Annotated in this window: 23 protein-coding genes; 11 read left to right on the top strand and 12 right to left on the bottom strand. The window is 69.3% G+C overall.

The genetic code is table 11. The features are described 5' to 3' along the window. Positions 1-11: 11 nt before the first annotated feature. The 3 genes from DRW48_RS02245 to hisA all read right to left on the bottom strand — a co-directional run bounded on the left by DRW48_RS02245 (position 12) and on the right by hisA (position 1891). Complete coding sequence (locus DRW48_RS02245; RefSeq protein ID WP_114074984.1) at positions 12-329, bottom strand: phosphoribosyl-ATP diphosphatase; 318 nt, start codon at positions 327-329, stop codon at positions 12-14. Continuing rightward, the gene (hisF, locus tag DRW48_RS02240; protein ID WP_114077306.1) at positions 326-1084 is read right to left on the bottom strand and encodes an imidazole glycerol phosphate synthase subunit HisF; all 759 of its coding nucleotides are present in this window, start codon (positions 1082-1084) and stop codon (positions 326-328) included. The genes DRW48_RS02245 and hisF overlap by 4 nt, the downstream gene beginning before the upstream one ends. 90 nt (positions 1085-1174) lie before the next feature. Then, on the bottom strand, positions 1175-1891 hold the full coding sequence (gene hisA / locus DRW48_RS02235; protein ID WP_114074983.1) for a 1-(5-phosphoribosyl)-5-[(5-phosphoribosylamino)methylideneamino]imidazole-4-carboxamide isomerase: 717 nt from the start codon (positions 1889-1891) through the stop codon (positions 1175-1177). A gap of 176 nt (positions 1892-2067) precedes the next feature. On the opposite strand from hisA, the gene DRW48_RS02230 reads away from it, so the two are divergent. Then, entirely contained in the window at positions 2068-2460 is a 393-nt protein-coding gene (locus DRW48_RS02230) for a DUF2147 domain-containing protein (protein WP_241963345.1), read from the top strand. A gap of 130 nt (positions 2461-2590) precedes the next feature. Here the strand turns inward: DRW48_RS02230 and hisH are convergent, their stop codons facing one another. Continuing rightward, a complete protein-coding gene (hisH, locus tag DRW48_RS02225; protein ID WP_114074982.1) occupies positions 2591-3220 on the bottom strand; it encodes an imidazole glycerol phosphate synthase subunit HisH in 630 nt (209 codons plus the stop codon). Further along, the gene (gene hisB, locus DRW48_RS02220; RefSeq protein WP_114074981.1) at positions 3220-3807 is read right to left on the bottom strand and encodes an imidazoleglycerol-phosphate dehydratase HisB; all 588 of its coding nucleotides are present in this window, start codon (positions 3805-3807) and stop codon (positions 3220-3222) included. The genes hisH and hisB overlap by 1 nt, the downstream gene beginning before the upstream one ends. Before the next feature lie 132 nt (positions 3808-3939). Here hisB and DRW48_RS02215 point away from each other — a divergent pair, with 132 nt between their 5' ends. Together DRW48_RS02215 and DRW48_RS02210 are read left to right on the top strand one after the other, a co-directional pair. Continuing rightward, positions 3940-4305 (top strand): hypothetical protein, encoded by a 366-nt coding sequence (locus DRW48_RS02215; protein WP_114074980.1) that lies wholly within the window; start codon positions 3940-3942, stop codon positions 4303-4305. Between the two features lies 1 nt (position 4306). After that, positions 4307-4714: a cell division protein ZapA gene (locus tag DRW48_RS02210; RefSeq protein WP_114074979.1), complete on the top strand. Its 408-nt coding sequence runs from the start codon at positions 4307-4309 to the stop codon at positions 4712-4714. 42 nt (positions 4715-4756) lie between these two features. Here the strand turns inward: DRW48_RS02210 and hisG are convergent, their stop codons facing one another. The 3 genes from hisG to hisS are packed head-to-tail and all read right to left on the bottom strand — an operon-like array spanning position 4757 to position 7991. Beyond that, complete coding sequence (hisG, locus tag DRW48_RS02205; RefSeq protein WP_114074978.1) at positions 4757-5431, bottom strand: ATP phosphoribosyltransferase; 675 nt, start codon at positions 5429-5431, stop codon at positions 4757-4759. Beyond that, complete coding sequence (locus tag DRW48_RS02200; protein WP_241963344.1) at positions 5425-6489, bottom strand: ATP phosphoribosyltransferase regulatory subunit; 1065 nt, start codon at positions 6487-6489, stop codon at positions 5425-5427. Before DRW48_RS02200 ends, hisG begins: the two co-directional genes overlap by 7 nt. Next, positions 6486-7991 carry a histidine--tRNA ligase gene (gene hisS / locus DRW48_RS02195; RefSeq protein ID WP_114074976.1) on the bottom strand — a complete coding sequence of 502 codons (1506 nt, stop codon included), beginning with the start codon at positions 7989-7991 and terminating at the stop codon, positions 6486-6488. Before hisS ends, DRW48_RS02200 begins: the two co-directional genes overlap by 4 nt. Positions 7992-8039: 48 nt before the next feature. Between hisS and DRW48_RS02190 the strand changes: the two genes are divergently transcribed. Then, complete coding sequence (locus DRW48_RS02190) at positions 8040-8261, top strand: SlyX family protein (RefSeq protein ID WP_114074975.1); 222 nt, start codon at positions 8040-8042, stop codon at positions 8259-8261. 39 nt (positions 8262-8300) lie between these two features. On the opposite strand, the gene trpS is transcribed toward DRW48_RS02190, so the two are convergent. Further along, the gene (trpS, locus tag DRW48_RS02185) at positions 8301-9374 is read right to left on the bottom strand and encodes a tryptophan--tRNA ligase (RefSeq protein WP_114074974.1); all 1074 of its coding nucleotides are present in this window, start codon (positions 9372-9374) and stop codon (positions 8301-8303) included. Between the two features lie 81 nt (positions 9375-9455). On the opposite strand from trpS, the gene DRW48_RS02180 reads away from it, so the two are divergent. After that, positions 9456-10157, top strand: a complete 702-nt coding sequence (locus DRW48_RS02180; protein ID WP_114077304.1) for a rhomboid family intramembrane serine protease — start codon at positions 9456-9458, stop codon at positions 10155-10157. Here DRW48_RS02180 and murJ read toward each other — a convergent pair. From murJ to DRW48_RS02160, 3 genes are all read right to left on the bottom strand, one after another. Next, positions 10148-11692, bottom strand: coding sequence for a murein biosynthesis integral membrane protein MurJ (murJ, locus tag DRW48_RS02175; RefSeq protein ID WP_114077303.1), 1545 nt, complete (start codon positions 11690-11692; stop codon positions 10148-10150). The genes DRW48_RS02180 and murJ overlap by 10 nt on opposite strands. Before the next feature lie 320 nt (positions 11693-12012). Further along, entirely contained in the window at positions 12013-14793 is a 2781-nt protein-coding gene (locus DRW48_RS02165) for a [protein-PII] uridylyltransferase (protein WP_241963343.1), read from the bottom strand. Positions 14794-14795: 2 nt separating this feature from the next. Further along, positions 14796-16010 carry a penicillin-binding protein activator gene (locus tag DRW48_RS02160; RefSeq protein WP_114074972.1) on the bottom strand — a complete coding sequence of 405 codons (1215 nt, stop codon included), beginning with the start codon at positions 16008-16010 and terminating at the stop codon, positions 14796-14798. Between the two features lie 109 nt (positions 16011-16119). Between DRW48_RS02160 and rsmI the strand changes: the two genes are divergently transcribed. The 6 genes from rsmI (at position 16120) to DRW48_RS02130 (ending at position 22529) form a co-directional block, all read left to right on the top strand. Further along, complete coding sequence (gene rsmI, locus DRW48_RS02155) at positions 16120-17037, top strand: 16S rRNA (cytidine(1402)-2'-O)-methyltransferase (protein WP_241963342.1); 918 nt, start codon at positions 16120-16122, stop codon at positions 17035-17037. Beyond that, the gene (locus DRW48_RS02150; RefSeq protein WP_114074971.1) at positions 17034-17408 is read left to right on the top strand and encodes a YraN family protein; all 375 of its coding nucleotides are present in this window, start codon (positions 17034-17036) and stop codon (positions 17406-17408) included. The genes rsmI and DRW48_RS02150 overlap by 4 nt, the downstream gene beginning before the upstream one ends. A 70-nt stretch (positions 17409-17478) precedes the next feature. Continuing rightward, entirely contained in the window at positions 17479-18441 is a 963-nt protein-coding gene (gshB, locus tag DRW48_RS02145; RefSeq protein ID WP_114074970.1) for a glutathione synthase, read from the top strand. A 94-nt stretch (positions 18442-18535) separates the two neighbouring features. After that, entirely contained in the window at positions 18536-20050 is a 1515-nt protein-coding gene (locus DRW48_RS02140; RefSeq protein ID WP_114074969.1) for a YifB family Mg chelatase-like AAA ATPase, read from the top strand. A 140-nt stretch (positions 20051-20190) separates the two neighbouring features. Beyond that, positions 20191-21462, top strand: coding sequence for a bifunctional phosphopantothenoylcysteine decarboxylase/phosphopantothenate--cysteine ligase CoaBC (coaBC, locus tag DRW48_RS02135; RefSeq protein ID WP_114074968.1), 1272 nt, complete (start codon positions 20191-20193; stop codon positions 21460-21462). Beyond that, positions 21459-22529, top strand: a complete 1071-nt coding sequence (locus tag DRW48_RS02130) for a cysteine desulfurase family protein (protein WP_114074967.1) — start codon at positions 21459-21461, stop codon at positions 22527-22529. Before coaBC ends, DRW48_RS02130 begins: the two co-directional genes overlap by 4 nt. The last annotated feature ends 1 nt before the right edge of the window (position 22530 follow it).

The following is a 22530-nucleotide window of genomic DNA, read 5'->3' as shown; positions in this document are numbered from 1 at the left end:
GGAAAGCGGCGTCAACGTGCTGCTTTCTCGGCAAGACCCGAGGTCGTTTCGCGCCGCGCCAGCTCGGCCTCGACGTCCGCGAGGGTCAGATCGCGCGCGGCCAGCATGACCAGCAGGTGATAGAGGACATCGGCCGCCTCGGCGGTCAGCCGGGCGCGATCGCCCTTGACCGCCTCGATGATCGCCTCGACCGCTTCCTCGCCGAATTTCTCGGCGCATTTCTCGGGGCCGCGCGACAGCAGTTGCGCGGTCCAACTGGCCTGCGGGTCGGCGTCCTTGCGGGCGGCGATGGTCGCGGCCAGCCGCGCCAGGGGGGTGGCCCCGCTCATTGGCGCACCGGGATGCCTGCAACGGCCATATGCGCCTTTGCTTCGGCGATGGTGAAGGTGCCGAAATGAAAGATCGAGGCCGCCAGCACCGCCGAGGCATGGCCTTCCACGACCCCTTCGACCAGATGGTCGAGCGTCCCGACGCCGCCCGAGGCGATCACCGGGATCGGCACGGCATCGGCGATGGCGCGCGTCAACGGGATGTTGAAGCCGGCGCGCGTGCCGTCGCGGTCCATGCTGGTCAACAGTATTTCCCCCGCGCCCTTTTCGGCGACCGTCCGTGCAAAAGCGACGGCGTCGATGCCAGTCGGCTGGCGGCCGCCATGTGTAAAGATTTCCCAGCGTCCGGGCGCGACGGTCTTGGCGTCGATCGCAACGACGATGCACTGGCTGCCAAAGGCATCGGCGGCAGCGGCGATCACGTCGGGGTTGGCGACGGCGGCCGAGTTGAACGAGACCTTGTCGGCCCCCGCCAGCAGCAGCGCCCGGACATCCGCCGGGCTGCGCACGCCGCCGCCGACGGTCAGCGGAATAAAGCACTGCTCGGCTGTGCGGGTCACCAGATCGAACATGGTGCCGCGATTTTCGTGGGTGGCGTGGATGTCGAGAAAACACAGCTCGTCCGCGCCGGCGGTGTCATAGGCCGCGGCCGCCGCGACCGGATCGCCAGCGTCGACCAGATCCACAAAGTTCACGCCCTTGACCACGCGGCCATCGGCCACGTCGAGACAGGGGATCAGGCGGGTCTTGAGCATCATGCGCCCCCTTGGAAGTGGGAAACCTCTAGCCGCGCCGGCCGCCGGAGGCCAGCGGCAGGTGCGCGAAAGCGGCCCCGGACAAGCGGCTCAGCGGAGCGCCGCAAGCGCCTCGCCAAGGTCCAACGCCCCGTCATAAAGGGCGCGGCCGCTGATTGCCCCGGCGATGACACCGGTGTCGCGCAGGGCGGTCAGATCGGCCAGGCGCGACACCCCGCCCGAGGCGATGACCGGAATTGTGACGGCGCGCGCAAGGGCCTCGGTCGCCTCAATGTTGGGCCCGCCCATGGCGCCGTCGCGGTCGATGTCGGTGTAGATGATGGCGGCCACGCCTGCGTCCTCGAACCGGCGGGCGAGGTCGGTCACCTCGACCTGCGTTTCCTCGGCCCAGCCGCGGGTGGCGACGCGTCCGCGACGGGCGTCGATGCCCACGGCGATCCGGCCGGGATGGGCGTCCGCCGCCTCGCGGACGAGCGCCGGGTTCTCGACCGCCACGGTTCCCAGGATCACGCGCGCGATGCCCTTGGCCAGCCAGTCCTCGATTCCCGCGCGGTCGCGGATGCCCCCGCCCAGCTGCACGGGGACCTTCACGGCGCGCAGGATTGCCTCGACCGCGTCGGCGTTCACCGGTTGGCCGGCAAAGGCGCCGTTCAGATCGACCAGATGCAGCCACTGCGCGCCGGCATCCGCAAAGGCCTTTGCCTGCGCCGCGGGGTCGGTGCCGAACACGGTCGCCGCCGCCATGTCGCCGCGCAGCAGACGCACGCAGGCGCCATCCTTCAGGTCAATCGCGGGGTAGAGGATCATGGCGCGGTCCCGTGTTTGTTGCCCGGACGCCCTGCCACAGTCTGCCGCCGCCGGAAAGATGCACCGGCCCGAGCCGGCGGCGCGTCGCGATCAGGCGCGGAACCCCACGTCATTCTTGATCGGCGGCCCGGCGCCCGCGCAATTTCGCGACAGGGATCGCAGCGATGGGGAGGATCATGATGCGGACTTTTCTGGCGGCGGCGGCGCTGGCCGTCCTTGGCAGCACGGCAGCGCAAGCCGAGGGGATCAACGGGATTTTCCAGACCCAGGCCAATGACCAGGGCGACGTCGGCATGGTGCAGTTCGCCAAGTGCGGCGACAAATATTGCGGCAAGCTGATCAAGTCGTTCCACAAGGACGGCAAGGAGTTCGCTTCGGCCAGCCACGGCCGCAACATCGTGGCGAACATGGTCGACAACGGCGGCGGCAGCTTCAGCGGCGGCACGATCTGGGACCCGGGCGCCGACAAGACCTACAAGTCCAAGATGACGCTCAGCGGCAAGACCTTGAACGTGTCGGGCTGCATCGCGGTGTTCTGCAAGACGCAGACCTGGACCAAGGTGCAGTAAGCGCGGCCCGGGCTGGCGTGGCCGTTGCCGGTCATGTCGGCCCTGAATGCATCGACTGGCGAAGTCAGGCACTGCTGCGGGTCACCGATCCAGCGTGACTGATCGTCACGCTGGGACCTCGACCCACATCCTAGGGCTTCCAACGCAGGAAGTTCTCGATCATGCGCAGCCCGGTCGCCTGCGATTTCTCGGGGTGGAACTGCAGGCCGACGATATTGTCCCGGCCGACGACGGCGGCGACCGGGCCGCCGTGGTCAACCTCGGCGAACAGATGCGCGCTGCTGGCGACGGCAAAGCGCCAGGAATGGACGAAATAGGCGTGATCGCCCGCGCGGATGCCGGCGAGGACTGGGTGCGGCCGGCCGACCTGCAACGCGTTCCAGCCCATGTGCGGCACCTTGAGGCCGGGGCCGGGTTCGATCCGCACCACCTCGCCCGGCACCCAGCCGAGGCCCGGGGTCGTCCGGTACTCGTGCCCGGTGCTGGCCAACAGCTGCATGCCGACGCAGATGCCCATGAACGGCACGCCGCGCGTCAGGACGGCATCGGCCAACGCCTCCGCCATGCCGGGCGCGGCGTCCAGTGCCGCGCGGCAAGCCGGAAAGGCGCCGTCGCCGGGCAGCACGATACGGTCGGCGCCCGCCACCTCGGCCGGGTCGGCGGTGACGATGACCTGATCGCCCGGGCCCGCCATCCGCTGGAACGCCTTGGCCGCCGAATGCAGGTTGCCGCTGTCGTAATCGACCAGCGCCAGACGCATCAAAGCGCCCCCTTGGTCGAGGGCAGAACGCCGGCCATCCGCGGGTCAGGTTCGACCGCCTCGCGCAGGGCGCGGGCGACGGCCTTGAAGGCGGCCTCGGCAATGTGGTGGCTGTTCAGCCCGGTCAGCCGGGCGACGTTCAGGGTCATCCCGGCATGGGTCGAGAGGGCCTGAAAGAACTCGCGCACCAGCTCGGTATCGAAATTTCCGATCTTCGCGGTGGGGAAGGGCACGTCCCAGACCAGGAATGGCCGGCCTGACAGGTCGAGCGCGGCGCGAATCAGCGCGTCGTCCATGGCCAGGTGAAAGCTGCCGTAACGGCGGATGCCGCGCTTGTCGCCCAGCGCCTGCGCCAGCGCCTGGCCGATGGCGATGCCGGTATCCTCGACCGTATGGTGATCGTCGATGTGCAGATCGCCGGTGGCGCGGACCGTCAGGTCGATCAGCGAATGACGCGCCAACTGGTCCAGCATATGGTCGAAAAACCCGACGCCCGTGCGGTTGTCATAGCTGCCGCTGCCGTCGAGGCGGACCGTGACCTCGATCTGGGTCTCGGCCGTCTGGCGGCTGATCGTGGCCTCGCGCATTGCAATCCTCCACCGCTGCTGGGCGCGCTTCACCTAGCGCGACCTTGCCGGCGTGGCCAGCGTGTGCGTCAGGTTCTTGTCACCCGGTGACGCGGGTGCGACAACAAGGTGACCTCCGAAGGAGCCGACACGATGAGCGATATTGCCGCCAGCGAGCAGCGCCTGATCGCGGCGCTTGATCGGATTGACCGCAGCATCGACGCCGGCACTGCCCGGCGCGCCGATCTGACGGCTGCAGTTCCCGCGCCCCCCGACGACGGGGCGCTGGCTGCGGCGCAGGCGGCGATGGCGCGGCTGACGGCGGAATTGGCGGACCTGCGCGTGCAGCGCGCCGCCGATGTCGCCCAGATGGAGGCAATGCTGACCACCATCGAGGGGCTGCTGGCGGATGACGCCGGCGCCCGCGACGACGATCTGCCCGCGCCTGCCGCGAGCCTGTCGGACGATCCGTCCGGGGCTGCCCTGGATTCGGTTTTCAGCGAAGCGGAGGGCCGCTGACATGGCCACGGTCGAATTTCAGATCGGTCACAAGGACTATACCCTCGCCTGTCAGGCCGGCGAGGAGCGCGCGCTGCGCCGCGCCGCGCAGTTGCTGGACGCCGAAGCCGCCCAGATCGTCGAGCAGGCGGGCCGCATGCCCGAGGCGCGGCTGCTGTTGCTGGCCGGCCTGATGCTGTCCGACCGCATGGCCGGGCTGGAGGATCGCATGGCCGCCACCGAGCGCGAGTTGACGCGGTTGAAGACAAATCCGCTGCAGGTCGAGGTGCCGGTGATCCCGCAGCAGATCGGCGAGGCGCTGGCTGAACTGGCCGCGCGGGCCGAGGCGATTGCCTTGCGGGCCGAGGATGCGCTGGCCGATGAAGGAGCCGGGGACGAGGGCGAAAGTACCGCTGGCGCCCCTGCCTGAGACCCCCCGCGGCAGCGATCACTCCAGTGGAGCGGCCTCGCCTTAGGCCAGCCGTTCCACCAACGCGCCCAGCTTGGGATCGGACAACCGAGCACGGTTGGCGAACAGAGTCGCCTGGCTCGCATGGATCAGCGCATCCGGCAGCACCTTGAGGTGGTTGGCGCGCAGCGTCTCGCCCGAGCTGGTGATATCGGCGATCGCCTCGGCCGTGCCGTTCGCAACGGTCCCCTCCGTCGCGCCCTTGCTGTCCACCAGTTGATAATCGGCGACCCCCTCGGCCGCGAGGAAGGCGCGCACCAGACGGTGATACTTGGTTGCGATCCGCAGGCGGCGGCCGTGGGTCGCGCGAAAATCGCGGGTCACGTCCGCGAAGTCGTCCAGATGCTCGACATCGCGCCAGCAGGCCGGCACGGCGAGGATCAGGTCGGCATGGCCAAAGCCCAGGGGGGTCACCTCGGTCACGTCGCTGCGCCAGCCTGCCATGGTCTCGCGCAGCAAGTCGCTGCCGGTAACGCCGAGGTCGATCCGCCCGGCCGCCAACTCGCGGGGGACCTCGGCCGCGCTCAGCAGCACCAGCGTCAGGCCATCGGCCCCCTCGACCCGGCCCGCGTATTCGCGCGTTCCGCCGGCCCGGCCCAGCGTGATGCCGCGCCGCGCGAACCAGGCGAAGGTATCCTCCATCAACCGGCCCTTGGAGGGCACGCCGAGCCTCAGCATGCGCCCTCCATCTCGGCGACAAGGCCGGGGCGGATGATGCCGCCGACCGCCGGAATGGCGGCGCCGCGACCGAGTTCGGCAGTCAGGCGGTCGTAGCGGCCGCCCGAGGCGACCGGTGGCCAGTCCGGCCGCGCAGGGGCGATGAAGGTAAAGGTCATGCCGTCGTAATATTCCATCGTGCCGCGCCCGTGGCTGGCGTCGAACCGCAGGCTGCCCGGCGCGATGCCGGCCCGCGCCAGATGGGCCAGCCGCTCGGCGAGCCGGTCGATGGCCGGCGCCAGCGCCGGCTGGCCGAGGGCCTGCAGCTCGGCCACGGCGCGGTCCGCCGGGCAGGCAACGGCCAGCAGCGCGTGCAGACGGTCGACCGCGGCAGGCGACAGGGGCGGCTGGCCCGCGTCGTCGTCCATGCGGGCGATCCGGGCAGCCATCTCGGCCTGGGTGCGCAGCCCGGTCCAGGGAGTCTTGCCTGCGGGGGCGAGGTTGCGGGTGGTTCCGGGGAGGGAAAACCGGACCAGCAGGCGATCGAACCGGCCGGGCCGCCAGATGTGATGCGCCAGCGCGGCGCGGCGCGGCTCCGACAAGGGGAGGGCTGCGATTGCCGCGTCGATCAGGGCCATGTCGCCCAGCGTCGCGGTCAGGCCGAACGGCGCCAGCAGGCGGTGGAACAGGGCGAACACTTCCGCATCCGCGCGGGCGGTATCGCGCGAAAAGGCCTCATAGCCGACCTGCAGGTATTCGTTGTCGCGCGGCTTTTCGGGGCGGGTGTCGCCGTGGTCCTGCTTGCGGAACACCTCGCCCAGATAGCAATAGCGGGCCGGCTCGGCCCCGCCGGCCATGTGCATCTGCACCACCGGGACGGTGAAATCGGGGCGCAGCATCACCTCGCCGCGGATCGGGTCGTCGGTGACATAGGCGCGGGCGCGGATGTCCTCTCCGTAAAGCTCCAGCAGGGTTTCCGCCGGCAGCAAGACGTCGGGCGCAACCTCGACCGCGCCTGCCTCGCGGAATGCGGCCAGCAGGCGCTGGCCGGTGCGGGCGCGGGCGGATTTGGGCGTCACGACTGCGCCCGCTGCGCCTCGCGGGCGAGGATCGCGCGCACGCCCGCAACCAGATCGGCGCGGGGCGCCTCGACCTGCGCGGGCTGGGCCTTCCATTCGTCATGGCTGACCTCGGCCGCCAGACGCGCGCCGAGGGCGAGGTCCTTCAGCTGCACGACACCCCGCGCGGCCTCGTCGGCGCCCTGGATGACGGCAACGGGCGAGCCGCGTTTGTCGGCATATTTCAACTGGTTGCCAAAATTCTTCGGGTTGCCCAGATAGGCTTCGGCGCGGATGCCGGCGGCGTGCAACTCGGCGGCCATGGCGAGGTAGTCAGCCATGCGGTCCCGGTCCATGACCGTCACCACGACCGGCCCGGCGCCGGCCTGACCGCCCACGCGGCCCTTGGCCCGCAGCGCGGCCAGCAGGCGGTCGACGCCGATGCTGACGCCGGTCGCGGGGACCTTTTGCCCGGTAAAGCGCTCGACCAACCCGTCATAGCGCCCGCCCCCGGCAACGCTGCCGAACTGGCGCTTGCGGCCCTTTTCGTCCAGCACCTCAAACGTCAGTTCGGCCTCGAACACCGCGCCGGTATAATAGCCAAGGCCACGCACGATCGAGGGGTCGATGACCACCCGGTCCGGTCCCATCCCCAGCGCAGCGAGCATGTCGGCGATTTGGGCCAGCTCGGCCACGCCCTCGGCGCCGGCGTCCGAGGTGCCGACGGCGGCGCGCAGGTTCCCCAGCGTCGCGGCGTTGTCCCCCCCGCGCGAGGTCAGGAATGCCAGGATCGGCGCCGCGCCCACATCCGACAGGCCGACGCCCTCGATCTCGGCGCCGGACTCGTCGCGGCGGCCGGCGGTCAGCAGCGCCCGGACCCCGTCCACGCCGACCTTGTCGAACTTGTCGATGGTGCGCAGGACGGCGTCGGACTGGTCCGCCGCAACGCCCGCAGCCTCCAGCACGCCATTCAGTACCTTGCGGCTGTTGACGCGCACCAGATAGTCGCCGCGCGGAATGCCGGCGGCCTCGAGCGCGTCGGCGAGCATGGCGATAATCTCGGCGTCGGCGGCCGGGCTGGCGCTGCCGACCGTGTCGGCATCGCATTGATAGAACTGACGAAAACGCCCTGGCCCCGGCTTTTCGTTGCGCCAGACCGGGCCCATGGCATAGCGGCGGTAGGGGCTGGGCAGGTCGTTGCGGAACTGCGCCGCGACACGCGCCAGCGGCGCGGTCAGGTCATAGCGCAGCGCCAGCCAGTCGCCGCTGCCGCCGCCGGGCACGGCCTCTTCCTGCCAGGCGAAGACGCCGGCATTGGGGCGGTCGACGTCGGGTAGGAACTTGCCCAGCGCCTCGACCGTCTCGACCCCGCTGGTTTCCAGCGCGTCAAAGCCATGGCGATCGTAAACCTCGGCGATGCGGTCCAGCATCGCCTTGCGTTCGGTCACGTCGGCGCCGAAATAGTCGCGAAAGCCCTTGGGCGCGTCGGCCTTGGGGCGGCGGGTCTTGTGGCTGTCGTGCATTGCAATCCCGCTGTCAGATCGTGTGCGGGTCTAGCGGAGGAGACGCGCATGAACAAGAACGGCGACGCCGACCGGATGGCACGGTTAGAGGAGGCTCTGGCCCACCTCACCCGCACCGCAGATGATCTGTCCGAAATCGTCGCCCGCCAGGAGGGGGAACTGGCGCTGCTGCGTCGCCGGGTCGGGCTGTTGCTGGACCGCGAGGCCGAGCGCGAGGCGGACGCCGGCGGGACGATCCCGCTGGCGGATCAACGTCCGCCGCACTGGTAGGGCACAGCCGCTTGCCGGCCGCCGCCGCGTCGCGCGCTATCAGCGAGAGCGGATCAGTCCCATGATTTCCTTGGTTCGCGCCAGAATCGGCTGGGCCAAGGCATCAGCGCGGTCCGCGCCTTCGCCCAGGATGCGGTCGATCTCGGCCGGGTCGGCCATGTATTCGCTCATCCGGGCGGTGATCGGCGACAGGGTCGCCGCGGCGAGGTCGGCGAGCGCAGGCTTGAACGCGCCAAAGCCCTGACCCTCGAACCGGGCCAGCACCGCATCCGGCCCCTCGTCTGCGAGGGCCGCGTAGATGTTGACCAGGTTGCGGGCCTCGGGGCGGTCCTTCAGCCCGTCCATGCTGCCCGGCAGCGGCTCGGCATCGGTGCGCGCCTTGCGGATTTTCTGGCTGATGGCATCGGCATCGTCGGTCAGGTTGATTCGGCTCGCGTCCGAAGGGTCGGACTTGGACATCTTTTTGGCGCCGTCGCGCAACGACATCACGCGCGTGGCCGGCCCTTCGATCAGGGGTTGCACCTCGGGGAAGAAATCAACGCCGTAGTCGTGGTTGAACTTGGCCGCGATGTCGCGCGTCAGCTCAAGATGCTGCTTCTGGTCGTCGCCCACCGGCACGGCATCCGCGTGATAGGCCAGGATGTCGGCCGCCATCAGCGAGGGGTAGGCCAGCAGCCCGAGGCTGACATTCTCGCTGTTCTTGCCGGATTTGTCCTTGAACTGGGTCATGCGATACATCCAGCCCAGTCGCGCGACGGTGTTGAACAGCCACGCCAATTCGGCATGCGCCGGAACCTGGCTCTGGTTGAAGAGGATCGAGCGCGCAGGATCGACGCCAGCGGCCAGGAACGCCGCCGCTGCCTCGCGGGTCTGCTGGGTCAGGCGCGCGGGGTCCTGCCAGACGGTGATCGCGTGCAGGTCCACGACACAATAGATCGTCTGCGGGCCGGTACCCTGGAAGGCCGCAAAGCGTTTCAGCGCCCCGAGGTAGTTGCCCAGCGTCAGCCCGCCCGAGGGCTGGATGCCCGAAAAGATGCGGGTAGGTGCCTTGGTCGCGGCCCCGCCAGAGGATGCGTCTGCGGGCTTGGGGTCTGCGTTTGCGGCGTCGGTCATCGGGGAACCTGCTGGTCTCGGGGACCGGGGTCGGATACATCCGGCCGGTCAGGGGCGCAACCGCCCGGCATGGGGGACGTCATGCGCCACGGTTTCGAAGAATCGCCGATCAATCCGCTGCCGGTGGTGGTCTGGGCGCTGGCCCTGCCGATCATCGCGTCCGAGATCGTCTTCGCCCTTGGCGGGGCGGGCATGATCGGTGGCGCGCAGGGCATCGGCCTGCGCCAGCAGGCGTTGCAACTGGCGGCCTATCCGCCCGAGATGGCGCTGGTGTTCTGGCAGCGCGGCGAGGTGCTGTGGGGCCAGGCCTATCGCGTCCTGACCTATCCGTTTGTCCATTACGGCTTTACCCACGCGGCCTTCGTCACGGTGTTCATCCTGGCGCTCGGCAAGGTGCTGTCGGAGGTGTTCAGCGCGCGCGCCCTGCTGGGGCTGTTCTTCGGCAGCGCGGTGATCGCGGCGCTGGTCTATACCGCCTTTTCGGCCTTAATCCCGGTGCGATTCAACCCGCTGGTCGGGGGTTATCCGCCGGTCTACGGATTTGTCGGCGCGTTCACCTTTCTGCTGTGGACGCGGCTGGGACAGACCGGCGGCAGCCGTATGCGGGCCTTCAGCCTGATCGGCATGCTGCTGGCGTTCCAGTTGGTGTTCGGGCTGATCTTCGGCAATGCCGGCACCAGCTGGATCGCCGAAGTGACGGGCTTCGTCGCCGGCTTCGGTCTCAGCTTCTTTCTGGTGCCGGGGGGCCCGGCCCGTGTGCGGCGCGCGCTGCGTCAGCGCTGACGGCGCACCGCGCGTTTCAGCTCGGACGGGCTGATGGCGCGCAGGGCGACGGCCGCCAGCCCATAGCTGGCAATCCCCGCCGCGATCAGCAGCGCCAGCGCCAGCACCCGCTGGCCCGGCGCCTGCAGCATCTCGGCGAGCCCGCGCTGCGTCAGCCATAACGCTCCGCCCATCAGGGCCGAGGCCGCGATGATGCGCGGCAGGCGGTTGCTGAGGCGGGCGTCCATGCTGGCCGCCTCGCCAAACGCGCGGCTGCCGCGCCAAAGCTGGTAGGCCATGGTCCAGCCGGCGGTGGTGGTGCCCCAAGCAGCGGCGGAAAAGCCGATGAGGGGGGCGAGGCCCACCGCCAGCGCCGCATTCACAACCATTGCCCAGAGGGCGTAGTGGAACGGGCGCCGGGTATCCTCGCGCGCGAAGAACAGCGGCTGCTGGACCTTTTGCAGCACAAAGGCCGGCAGCCCGAGGCCGTAGATCGCCAGCACCAGCGCGGTGGGGCCGATGTCGGCGGCGTCGAACGCACCGCGCCCGAACAGGACCGCAATCAAGGGCCGGGCGATCACCACCAGCGCCACCGCGCAGGGAATGGTCAGGAACAGCGCGAATTCCGCCGCGCGGTTGTAGGCGTGGCGGGCGCCGTCGTGGTCGGCGACCTTCAGCCGGCGCGCGATGTCGGGCAGCAGTACGATCCCGATGGCGATGCCCACGACGCCCAGCGGCAGTTGGTAGAGGCGGTCGGCATAGGTCAGCCAGCCGATCGCGCCCTCGAAAAAGCTGCCGACCTGGCGGCCGACCAGCAGGTTGATCTGCACGACGCCCCCGGCCAGTACCGCCGGGCCGGCGATGCCGAGCAGGCGACGCATGTCGGGGGTCAGGCGCGGCCGGCGAAAGCGCAGCGGAAAGCCCATGCGGGCTGCGGCGATCCACACCATCGCCAGTTGCGCCATGCCAGAGATCGGCGTGGACCAGGCCATCGCCGCCCCCATGTCCCAGCCGAAGTGGTCGGCCAGCACCATCGCCCCGATCAGGATCAGGTTCATCAACACAGGCGCCGCCGCCGCCGCAAAGAACCGCCCCCCGGCGTTCAGCAGCCCCGACAGCAGCGCCGTCAGCGAGATGAAGAAGATGTAGGGAAAGCAGATGCGGCCGTAGGCGACCGCCAGCGGAAACCGCTCGTCATCCGCAAAGCCTGCGGCCATGGCGAGGACAAGCCAGGGCATCGCCAGGCTGGCGATCAGCGTCACGGCCAGCACCACGGCGGCAAGGCCCGACAGCGCATCCTCGGCGAAGCGGTGTGCATCCTCGCCCGCCTCGAGCTTTTTGGCGAACATCGGAACGAAAGCGGTGTTGAACGCGCCCTCGGCAAAAAAGCGGCGGAACATGTTGGGCAGGGTGAAGGCCACCAGATAGGCCTCTGCCACCGGGCCGGTCCCGAGGAAGGCCGCGATCATCATGTCGCGGACAAAGCCCACCACCCGGCTGCCCAGCGTCCAGCCGCCAACAGTCACAAAGCCGCGGATCAGGCGGATCGGTTTCATGGACGGCCCCTCGCGCGCCTTTGTTTTGCCGGACGGCATGGACCCTTGCGGGGACGGGTGCAAGCGGGGGGGCAAAGAGGCCGGGCGGCGCAGGTGCGAGTGGATGGCTGCCGCTGAGGCTGCCAGGCGACGGCTGCGGCGCGCGGGCCATGGCTTGCTCGTGATCCTCGCGCTTACGCAATTGCCCAGCGACAAGCGGGCCAACGGCCGACGCTGACCGCCCTTCTGATCCTCAGCGTCATCGGCTGCTCTGGCCCCGAGTGCGGCCGGTGGGGCGCGGGACACGGTGCCGGGCGCAACCGTGCGAGCGAAGCTTGCACTCAGACGCGGGCGCGCTCGGCCCCTTCGGCGATGGCCTTGCGCAGCTTGCGCTCCAGCGCGTCGCGGCGGCCCTGCTGGTGCAGTTTCAGGCCGAACATGTCCTTGACGTAGAAACTGTCGATCACCTGCGCGCCGAAGGTCGCGATCACGGCGCTGGCGATCTGGATGTGGTTCGCGGCCAGCGTCCGAGTCAAATCGTACAGCAGGCCCGGCCGGTCGCGGGTGTCGACCTCGATGATGGTGTAGATATCGCTGCCCTCGTTGTCGAAGGTGATATGCGTGGGAAAGCGGAACTCGCGCTCGCGTTTCTTGACCTTGTCGCGCCCGGCGAGGGCGTCGCGCGGCACCACCTCGCCCTTCAGCGTGCGGTCGATCATCTGGCTGAGGCGCGGCAGGCGATCCTCGGCATAGGGATGGCCGGCCTCGTCCTGAACCCAGAATACCGCCGTCGCATAGCCATCGCGGCTGGTATAGGTGCGCGCGTCGACCACGTTCGCGCCCATCAGCGCCAACGCCCCGGCGAGGCGCGAGAAGATGCCGGGGTGGTCCGCGAGGGTGAAGGCCACGCGGGTCGCATCGCGGTCGGCGTCGGCGCGCAGGTCGATGCGGATCTCGTCATCGCGGATCCCGGCCAGAAGGTCGGCGAACACGGCATGGGTCTCGGTCGGCAGGCCGCTCCAATAGCCGTCGTAATGGCGCTGGGTCTCGGCGCGGATGGCCTTGGCGTCCCAGTGACGGGCGATCAGCAGGTGGCGCAGGGCACGCTTTGCCTCGCCGGTGCGGCGCTCGCGGTTGATCTCCTCCAGCCCGCCCTCCAGCACGGCCGCGGTCTCGGCGTGGAGGCGCCTGATCAGCATCGCCTTCCAGTTGTTCCAAGTGCCCGGCCCGACGCCGCGGATGTCGCAGACGGTCAGTACCGTCAGCAGGTCCAGCCGCTTGCGCGTCTTCACCGCCTTGGCAAAGTCGCGCAGCGTGCGCGGGTCGGAAATATCGCGCTTTTGCGCGATGTCGGACATCAGCAGGTGCTGGCGCACCAGCCATTCGACGGTTTCGACCTCCTCGGCCGAAAAACCCAGCCGGGCGACTACGCGTCGCGCAATCTGGGCGCCAATGATCGAGTGATCCTCGGGGCGGCCCTTGCCGATGTCATGCAGCAGCACCGCCATGGTGATGACCCGGCGGTTGATGTCGCCGCGCATGATCTCGCTGGTCAGGGGCAGGTCGTCCTCGGCCTCGCCACGCTCGATCTCGGCCAGGGCGGCGACGCATTGGATGGAGTGCTCGTCCACCGTGTAGTGATGATAGACGTTGAACTGCATCATCGCGACGATCGGCCGGAATTCGGGGATGAAGGCCGACAGCACGCCCAGTTCCGACATGCGGCGCAGCGGTCGCTCGGGGTTGCCGTGGTTGACCAGAAGATCGACGAACAGCCGCGCCGCCTCGGGATCGTTGCGCACCGAATCGTCGATCAGATCGAGGTTCGCGGCCACCAGCCGCATGGCGTTGGGATGGATCAGAAGGCCGGTACGCAGCCCCTCGGCGAACAACCGAAGGATGTTCAGCGGGTCTGCCAGAAAGGCCGCCTCGTCGCTGATCCCGAGGCGCCCGGCTTCCTCGCGAAAGGGCTTGCGCAGGCGACGGCGGCTGCCGAAGAGCCGCGTCAGCACCGGCGCGCGGTAAAGGTGCCGCGCCTCGAGCGCGGTCAGGAACACCCGCGTCAGATCGCCGACGCGGGTCGCGTGCAGGAAGTAGTCCTGCATGAAATGCTCGACCGCGCGACGCCCGCCATAATCGTGATAGCCCATGCGCCGGGCGACCTCGGGCTGCAGGTCGAACCCTAGCTTGTCAGTTGGCCGCCCGGTGATCAGGTGCAGGTGGCAGCGCACCGCCCAAAGGAAGTCCTCGGCCTGCCAGAAGGTCTGGTGCTCGTCGCGTGTAAACAGGCCCAGATCGACCAAGTTCTGCGCGCGGTCGACCTGATGGATATACTTTCCGATCCAGTAGAGGGCGTGCAGATCGCGCAGCCCGCCCTTGCCCTCCTTGACGTTTGGCTCCAGCACATAGCGCTGGGTGCCCTGACGCTGGTGACGGCCCTCGCGTTCCGCGAGCTTGGCCTCGATGAACTCGGGGATCTCCAACTCGAACAGTTCCGGCCAGAGCCGGGCGCGCAACTCCTCGGTCAGGGCCGGCTGGCCGGCGACAAAGCGGTGCTCCAGCAGGCTGGTGCGGATCGTCATGTCGCCCGCGGCAAGGCGCAGGCAGTCGTCGAGCGAGCGGGTCGCTTGACCGATCTTCAGTTTGAGGTCCCACAGGATGTAGAGGATCTCCTCCACCACGCTCTCGATCCACGGGGTGGTCTTCCATGGGGTCAGGAACAGCAGGTCGACGTCGGACTGGGGCGCCATCTCGGCCCGGCCATAGCCGCCCACAGCGACGACCGCGAGGCGGTCGGTCGGGTTGTTCAGCGGCAGAGGATGACGGTGGACGGTAGCCACGTGATGGGCGGCGGTGACCAGCCCGTCAGTAACGGCGGCAATGGCGCGCACGGTTTCACGCGCGGCGCGCGGATGGCTCTCGAAGCCGGCGATGACATCGGCCATCGCCTCGCTGCGCCAGCGGGTCAGCAGGGCGACGGCGGCCGCCCGCTGCTCGGCCCCGGGGACCGGCCCCAAGGCGTGGTCGATCAGTGGCAGCCCGCGCGCGGGGTCGAATAATGGATGCGCCCCCGGCAGGGCGGGGGCGCTTTGCACCACGGGGCGCGCCGGGGCGTCGTCCAAGGTTACGAGCCGAAGCCGCCGAAGCTGCGCGGCGCCGGATCGAGGATCACAACCTTGCCGCCGCGAACGGTGGCAACTGCGAGCCCGCGCTCGGTCGTCCCGTCGCCCTTGAGGCGGAAGACGCCGTTGACGCCGGCAAAGCCCGCGTTGCGGGTCAGCGCGGTCGAGGTCAGCGCGTCCTTGCGCCCGGTCCGGGCGAGGGCGGCAATGGCCGAGACGCCGTCATAGCCCAGCCCCGCCAACGCGTGCGGCCGCTCGCCGTAAGCTGCCTGGTAGCGGGCCTCGAACTGCTGGCGCAGGGCGGTGTCGGGCAGGGCAAAAATCCCTTCCTGCAGGCCGGGCAGCGACAGGCGCATCGCCGGCTCGTCAAAGCGGGTCAGGCCCATCAACTGCGCTTGGTTCGGCGTGATGCCGGCAGCGTGCAGCTTGTCGGCGAGGTAGGGCAGCACGGCGTCTTGGTTGGCGGTGACAAAGACCGCGTCGATCTTGCCAGCCTGGGCGGCGGCGGCGACGCTGGGAACGATCGAATCGACCCCGGCGCGCGAGACCTCGTGGCTGACTTTGCCCATGTTCATCGCGCCGGCGCGGCTGATCGCCGCCTCGATCGCGCGTGCGCCGAGTTGGCCGGCGACATCGCTTTCCGCGACGACCATGTAGCGCCGCTTGCCCTGGCGCACGCCGTAGCTGACGAGGCGGTCGGCGACGTTGCCAAAGCCGGTGCCGAGGGTAAAGACGTTGCCGCCCGCGACCTCGGAGTTGTTGGAAAAGCTCAGCAGGTTGACGTTCGAGCCCCGGGCGACGTTGCCGGCGGCGTTGGCGGCTTCGGCATGCAGCGGGCCGATCACGATCTTGGCGCCCGCGCGAATCGCCTCGCCCGTACGGGCGGCAGCAGTCGAGGCGTCACTGCCGGTCGAGTAAATCCGCAGATCGATATTGGCGCCCTGCGCGTCGGCCGCCGCCATCTTGGCGGCATTGGCGAGCGAGCGGCCAAGCCATTCGAGGTCCGCATTGCCGCTGCCGGTCGGCACCAGCAGCGCAACCGGGATCGGCTGGCCGGGGTCGATCATCTGCCCGGTGGCCGGGCCGCTCGCGCTCGAGCCCGTGCCCATCGGCTGACAGGCGGCCAGGAACGCGGCGGCGAGGCCGGCCAGCGCCGCACGAAGCGGGCGCAGGGCGGGCCGGCGGTTGCAAGGGGGGGCCTGCAGCGATTGGAACATGACGAACTTTCCTGATGGCTTGCCGTTGGAGCGTCTAGGCGGTCATGGAGACATGCGGCGAGGCTAGTCAATTCGCCCTGACGCTGCAACGAAGCAAAGGAGGGGCGCAATGGCATTGGGCATGGATCGGCACGCGGGCGGCGAGGACCGGGCAGAGCCCGTTCCGCTGAGCGTGCTGGCGGAGCGCGCGGCACCGGGCTTGTACCTCGTCTCGACGCCGATCGGGGCGGCACGGGACATCACGCTGCGCGCGCTGGACCTGATGAACACCGCCGATGTGCTGGCGGCCGAGGATACGCGCACCCTGCGCCATCTGCTGTCGATCCACGGCATCCCGCTGCGCGGCCGGCGCCTGCTGGCCTATCACCAGCACAACGAGACCAGTGGCGGCGACACTCCGATCCTCGCGGCGCTGGCGGGCGGCGCAGTTGTCGCCTACGCCTCCGAGGCGGGCACGCCGCTCGTTTCCGACCCCGGCTTTCGCCTGGCGCGCGGGGCGATTGCCCAAGGCGCGCAGGTGTTTGCCGCGCCGGGCGCCTCGGCAGTCCTGGCAGCTCTGGCGGTTTCGGGCCTGCCCAGCGACAGGTTCCTGTTCGCCGGTTTTCCTCCCGCCACGGATGCGGCGCGCAACCGCTGGCTGGACGGCGTTTTGGGGATCGATGCCACCGTGATCGCTTTTGAAAGCCCGAGGCGCGTTAAGGAATTCTTGAGAAACCTGTGCGAAAAGGATGGCGAGCGGGGTATCGTGATCTGCCGGGAGTTGACCAAGCGGTTCGAGGAGGTGTTGCGGGGAACGGCAGCCGAATTGGCCCGCGATCTGCGCATTGAGGGCATGAAAGGCGAGGTCGTGGTGCTGATCGACCGCAAGGTCGCTGAGGGGACCTCGATGGAGGAGGCGCGAAAGATGGTTGCAGCGGCAATGAAGGGCGGCTTGTCGATGCGCGACGCCGCCCAGGCCGTGGCCGAGGCAAGCGGTCTGCCACGACGCGCGGTCTATCAGGCCGCCTTGGCTGGGGGTGGGGAATGACACGCAAGACGCCATGTGCCCAGCGTGCCAGTCGGGGGGCGCTGTCGCACGCGGCGGGTCACGCCGCCGAGGATCAGATCGCCCGGCGCTACGAGATGGCCGGCTGCGATATCCTTGCCCGGCGCTGGCGTGGGGCGGCGGGCGAGATTGACCTGATCGTCCGCGACGGCGAGACGATTGTGTTTGTCGAGGTGAAGAAGGGGGCGAGCCACTCGGATGCCGCGGAGCGGCTGCGCCGCCGCCAGATGGACCGCATCTGTCTCGCTGCCTGTGAGTACTGCGGGATGGACGCCGAAATGCGCTTTGACGCGGCGTTGGTCGACGACCTGGGCCGGGTAGAACTGCTCCACAACGCATTCGAGGCCGCCTGAGCTGGACCTTGCGAAGCGGCGCGATCCGTCCCAAGAACCGGGACCGAACTTGGGCGCAAGGAACGACCGCATGGCATTGAGCGTCGCATTGCAGATGGATCCGGTCGAGCATGTCTCGATCACCGCCGACAGCACGTTCCGCCTCGGCATCGAGGCGCAGGCGCGGGGCCACCGGTTGTTCCAGTACACGGTCGACCGGCTGATGTTCGTTGATGGCCAGGTGCGTGCCACCGGCCGTAGGGCGACCCTGCATCAGCGCGAAGATGCGCATGTGACCTTCGGGCCGTGGGAAGAGGTTGATCTGGCCTCGTTCGACGTGGTCTGGCTGCGCCAGGACCCGCCGTTCGACATGGGCTATATCACCTCGACCCATCTGCTCGAGCGGTTGGCGCCGGGGACACTGGTCCTCAACGACCCGTTCTGGGTCCGGAACTGTCCGGAAAAACTGATGGTCCTGGACTTCCTCGACCTGACCCCGCCGACCATCATCACCCGTGATCTGGCGGCGATTCGCGCATTTCGCGCGCGTCACGGCGATATCGTGGTCAAGCCGCTCTACGGCAACGGTGGTGCCGGCGTGTTCCACCTGCGGCCCGAGGATCCCAACCTCGCGTCGCTGATGGAGACGTTCACTGCCATCAACCGCGAGCCGGTGATCGCCCAGAAGTACCTGCCCGCGGTGACGCTGGGCGACAAACGCATCATTCTGGTTGACGGCGAGCCAGTCGGGGCCATCAACCGCGTTCCCGCGGCGGGCGAGGCGCGCTCGAACATGCATGTCGGCGGCCGCCCCGAGCCGGCCGCCCTGACCGAGCGCGAGCGCGAGATCTGCGCTCGGATCGGGCCGGCCCTGCGGGACAAGGGCCTGCTGTTCACCGGCATCGACGTGATCGACGGCTGGCTGACCGAGATCAACGTGACCTCGCCCACCGGCATCCAGGAACTCGAGCGGTTCGACGGCACCAACGCCGCCGCCGCTATTTGGGATGCCGTTGAGCGGCGCCTCGCCGAAGGGGTGACGGTCCGCCGTTAAGGCGTTCGCGGTTCGGCTTTCCTTGAGGCGTTAACCCTATCTTAAACCCGTTATGCGACCTGACGGGTAAGCTCAGCGCGGGGCAGGAGGGTGAATGGTCGCGATCGCCTATACTGTCGCTTTTCAAGGGGTCGAGGCCCGGCTGGTCGAGGTGCAATGCTCGGTGGCGGCCGGCCTGCCGGCCTTCACCCTGGTCGGGCTGCCGGACAAGGCGGTCAGTGAAGCCAAGGAGCGGGTGCGGGCTGCATTCGCGGCCCTGTCGATCGCGATGCCTTCCAAGCGCATCACGGTAAACCTGTCGCCGGCGGACATGCCCAAGGAAGGCTCGCATTTCGACCTGCCCATTGCGTTGGCGGTCCTGGCCGCGCTCGAGATCATTCCCGGCGAGGAGATCGAGGGTGTCGTCTCGCTGGGCGAACTGGCGCTCGATGGCCGGCTCGTGCCGGTCGCCGGCGCTCTGCCTGCCGCGATGGCGGCGGGCGAGGAGGAGCGGGCGCTGATTTGCCCGCGCGCCTGCGGACCCGAGGCGGCCTGGGTCAGCGCGGTCCCGGTCTTTGCCGCCGGCCACCTGCGTGAGGCCGTCGATCATCTGACCGGCCGAGCGCCGCTTGCCCCGGCGCGGCCCGGAGAGGTGACGCGGCCCGTTGCGAGCCGCGATCTGTCGGAGGTGCGCGGTCAGGAGATTGCCAAGCGCGCGCTGGAGATTGCGGCCGCCGGGCGGCACCATCTGCTGATGGTTGGACCGCCTGGCGCGGGTAAATCGATGATTGCCGCCTGCCTGCCGGGGCTGATGCCGGCGCTGACCCCGGCCGAGGCGCTGGAAACCTCGATGATCCATTCGCTGGCCGGCACGCTGGAGGAGGGGGGGATCTCGCGGGTCGCGCCTTACCGTACGCCCTCGCAGACCGCCTCGATGGCGGCGATGACCGGGGGCGGGCGCGCTGCGAAACCGGGCGAGGTCAGCCTCGCGCATAACGGCGTGCTGTTCCTCGACGAACTGCCGGAGTATTCCCGCCCGGTGCTGGAAACGCTGCGCCAGCCGATCGAGACTGGCGAGGTCGTGGTTGCCCGGGCCAGCGCGCATATCCGCTATCCGTGCCAGTTCCTGCTGATCGCCGCGGCGAATCCCTGTCGTTGCGGCTATCTGGCTGACCCGGCGCGGGCCTGTTCCAAGGCGCCGATTTGCGGCGCCGATTACATGTCACGGATTTCGGGACCACTGCTCGACCGCTTTGACCTGCGCATCGAGGTGCCGGCGGTGTCGCTGGATGATCTGTCGCAACCGCCGCGCGGCGAGGGCTCGGCTGCGGTCGCGGCGCGCGTTGCCGCGGCGCGGGAAATCCAGTTGGCGCGCTTTGCGGAGGAGGATGGGGTGCGGGTGAATGCCGCGGCGACGGGCGCGCTGCTGGAGCGAATCGCGCCCCTCGACGAGGCCGGGCAGGCGCTGATCCGGCGGGCGGCCGACCGCCTGGGCCTGACCGCGCGTGGCTATCACCGCGTGCTGCGCACGGCGCGCACGATTGCCGATCTGGACGGAGCCGAGGTGATCGAGGTGAACCACTTGGCCGAGGCGATCAGTTACCGGCTGCCTTTCGTCGCTGGCGGCTAGGCCCCGCGCCGCCCTGCGCCGTGGATCGCCTGCAGAACCGCGCACCTAAGTCGGCCGCGCGGACTGGCTGGCCGTTCCTTGCCGCGACGGCGAGAGCGGCTTAGCTAGGTGCCGGGACAGGTCGGTTCTGCGAGGGCGCGATGCACGGCAAACGGGTTCTTCTGGTCATCGGCGGCGGCATTGCGGCATACAAGACCCTGGAACTGATCCGGCTTTTGCGCCGCGAAGGGGTCGAGATCGCGCCAGTGCTGACCGAGGCGGGTGCGGAGTTCGTGACCCCGCTCAGCGTCGCGGCGTTGGCGGGGCAGGCGGTGAATCAGGAGCTGTTCGACCTGACGCGCGAGGCCGAGATGGGCCATATCCAGCTGTCGCGCGCGGCCGATCTGGTGGTCGTCGCCCCGGCCACGGCCAATCTGATGGCCAAGCTGGCGGCGGGCCTCGCGGATGATCTGGCCTCGACCCTGTTGCTGGCAACGGACAAGCCGGTGCTGATGGCGCCGGCGATGAACGTGCGGATGTGGGATCACGCCGCGACCCGTCGCAACCGGGCGCAGTTGGGCGCCGATGGCGTCAGCTTCGTCGGCCCGGACGAGGGGCCGATGGCCTGCGGCGAGTTCGGCCCCGGCCGCATGGCAGAGCCGCCGGCGATCCTTGCCGCGATCCGGCGGGCGCTGGGCGGTGCATTGCAACTGACCGATCTGGCAAATCCGCCGCTTGCCGCCCCGGCGCCGCTGGCGGGGCGGCGGGTTCTGGTTACCTCGGGGCCGACGCACGAGCCGATCGATCCGGTGCGCTACATCGCCAACCGCAGTTCAGGCGCGCAAGGCACGGCGATTGCCGCCGCGTTGCGCGATCTGGGGGCGGAAGTGGTGTTCGTCACGGGACCTGCCGAGGTGCCGCCGCCCCCCGGGGTTGAGGTGGTCAAGGTCGAGACCGCGGCCGAGATGGCGCGGGCCGTGGAAGCCGCGTTGCCCGTCGACGTGGCGGTCATGGCGGCCGCTGTGGCAGATTGGCGTGTTGAAAACGGCTCGGACCGCAAGATCAAGAAGGACGGCAGCGGCCGCCCGCCGAGCCTGCAGATGGCCGAGAACACCGATATTCTGGCGACCGTCAGCCAGCCCGGGCCGTGCCGGCCGGCGCTGGTGGTCGGTTTTGCAGCCGAGACTCACGACGTGATCGCCCATGCCACGGCCAAGCGTGCACGCAAGGGCTGCGACTGGATCGTGGCCAATGACGTCAGCCCGGGCACCGGGATCATGGGCGGGACCGAGAATGCCGTCACCCTGATCACACCGGCGGGCGCCGAGGAATGGCCGCGCTTGCCCAAGGCCGAGGTCGCCCGCCGCCTTGCCACGCGGGTTGCCGAGGCGCTGGCGGCGCCGGCGCCTCTTGTGCCGCCCGCCCCGCGATGAGTCGAGTCTATCTGGACTGGAACGCGACCGCGCCCCTGCGCCCCGAGGCGCGGGCGGCAATGGCCGAGGGCTTTGCACTGGTCGGTAACCCGTCGTCAGTTCACGCCGAGGGGCGGGCCGCCAAGATGGCGCTGGAACGCGCCCGCGAGGCGGTGGCGACCGCGCTGGGCGCAGAGGCGGCCGATGTCGTCTTCACCTCGGGCGCGACCGAAGCAGCGGCGCTGGCCCTTGCGGGGCGCGATCTGTCCTCAGCCGCGGTCGAGCATGACGCCATCCTCGCCTGGACGCGGGCCGATCTGGGGGTGGCGGACGACGGCCGGGTGACGGTGCCCGACCCGGCGCGCGCGACCCTGCAGGCCGCGAACAGCGAGACCGGGGTGCTGCAGGACCTGCCACCGGGCCTCGCCCTCAGCGATCTGACGCAGCTCTTCGGCAAGCTGCCCTTTGCGTTTGACTGGTCCGGCATAGATGCCGGCATCGTCTCGGCCCACAAGCTGGGCGGCCCCAAGGGCATTGGCGCGCTGGTCCTGCGCAAGGGGCTGGACCTGCAGGCGCGAATCAGGGGCGGCGGGCAGGAGAGCGGACGCCGCGCGGGGACCGAAAATCTGGTCGGCGCCCTGGGGTTTGCCGCCGCGGCAACCGCCGCGCAGGCCGATCTGAGCCGAGGTATCCCAGAAAAACTGTCGGAGTTGCGCGATTACCTGCAAAGCAGGGTGGAAGCCTCCGCCGGAATGACTAGATTGCCGGGACGCGAGACGCGGCGTTTGCCGGGCACGCTGTGCATCCTGACGCCCGGCTGGCTGGGCGAGACGCAGGTCATGCAGATGGATCTGGCCGGGTTCGCCGTTTCGGCAGGCTCGGCATGCTCGTCCGGGAAGGTCCGGCCAAGCGGGGTCCTGCGGGCCATGGGCGTCAGTGAAGACGATGCCTCGTGTGCCATTCGCGTATCGATCGGACCGGACACCAGCCGGGACGAAGTTGAACGTTTCGCCGACGCCTGGTGCGCTGCCCGTGATCGCTGGCAGGCACGCAGGCGCGGATCCGGCGCAGGCCGGGCAGGAGGTTGAC

Origin of the sequence: Paracoccus suum (genome assembly GCF_003324675.1) — a bacterium.
Classification (GTDB): domain Bacteria; phylum Pseudomonadota; class Alphaproteobacteria; order Rhodobacterales; family Rhodobacteraceae; genus Paracoccus; species Paracoccus suum.
Note: the sequence above shows the minus strand (reverse complement) of the source record. Positions and strands in the feature narration are given on the sequence as shown.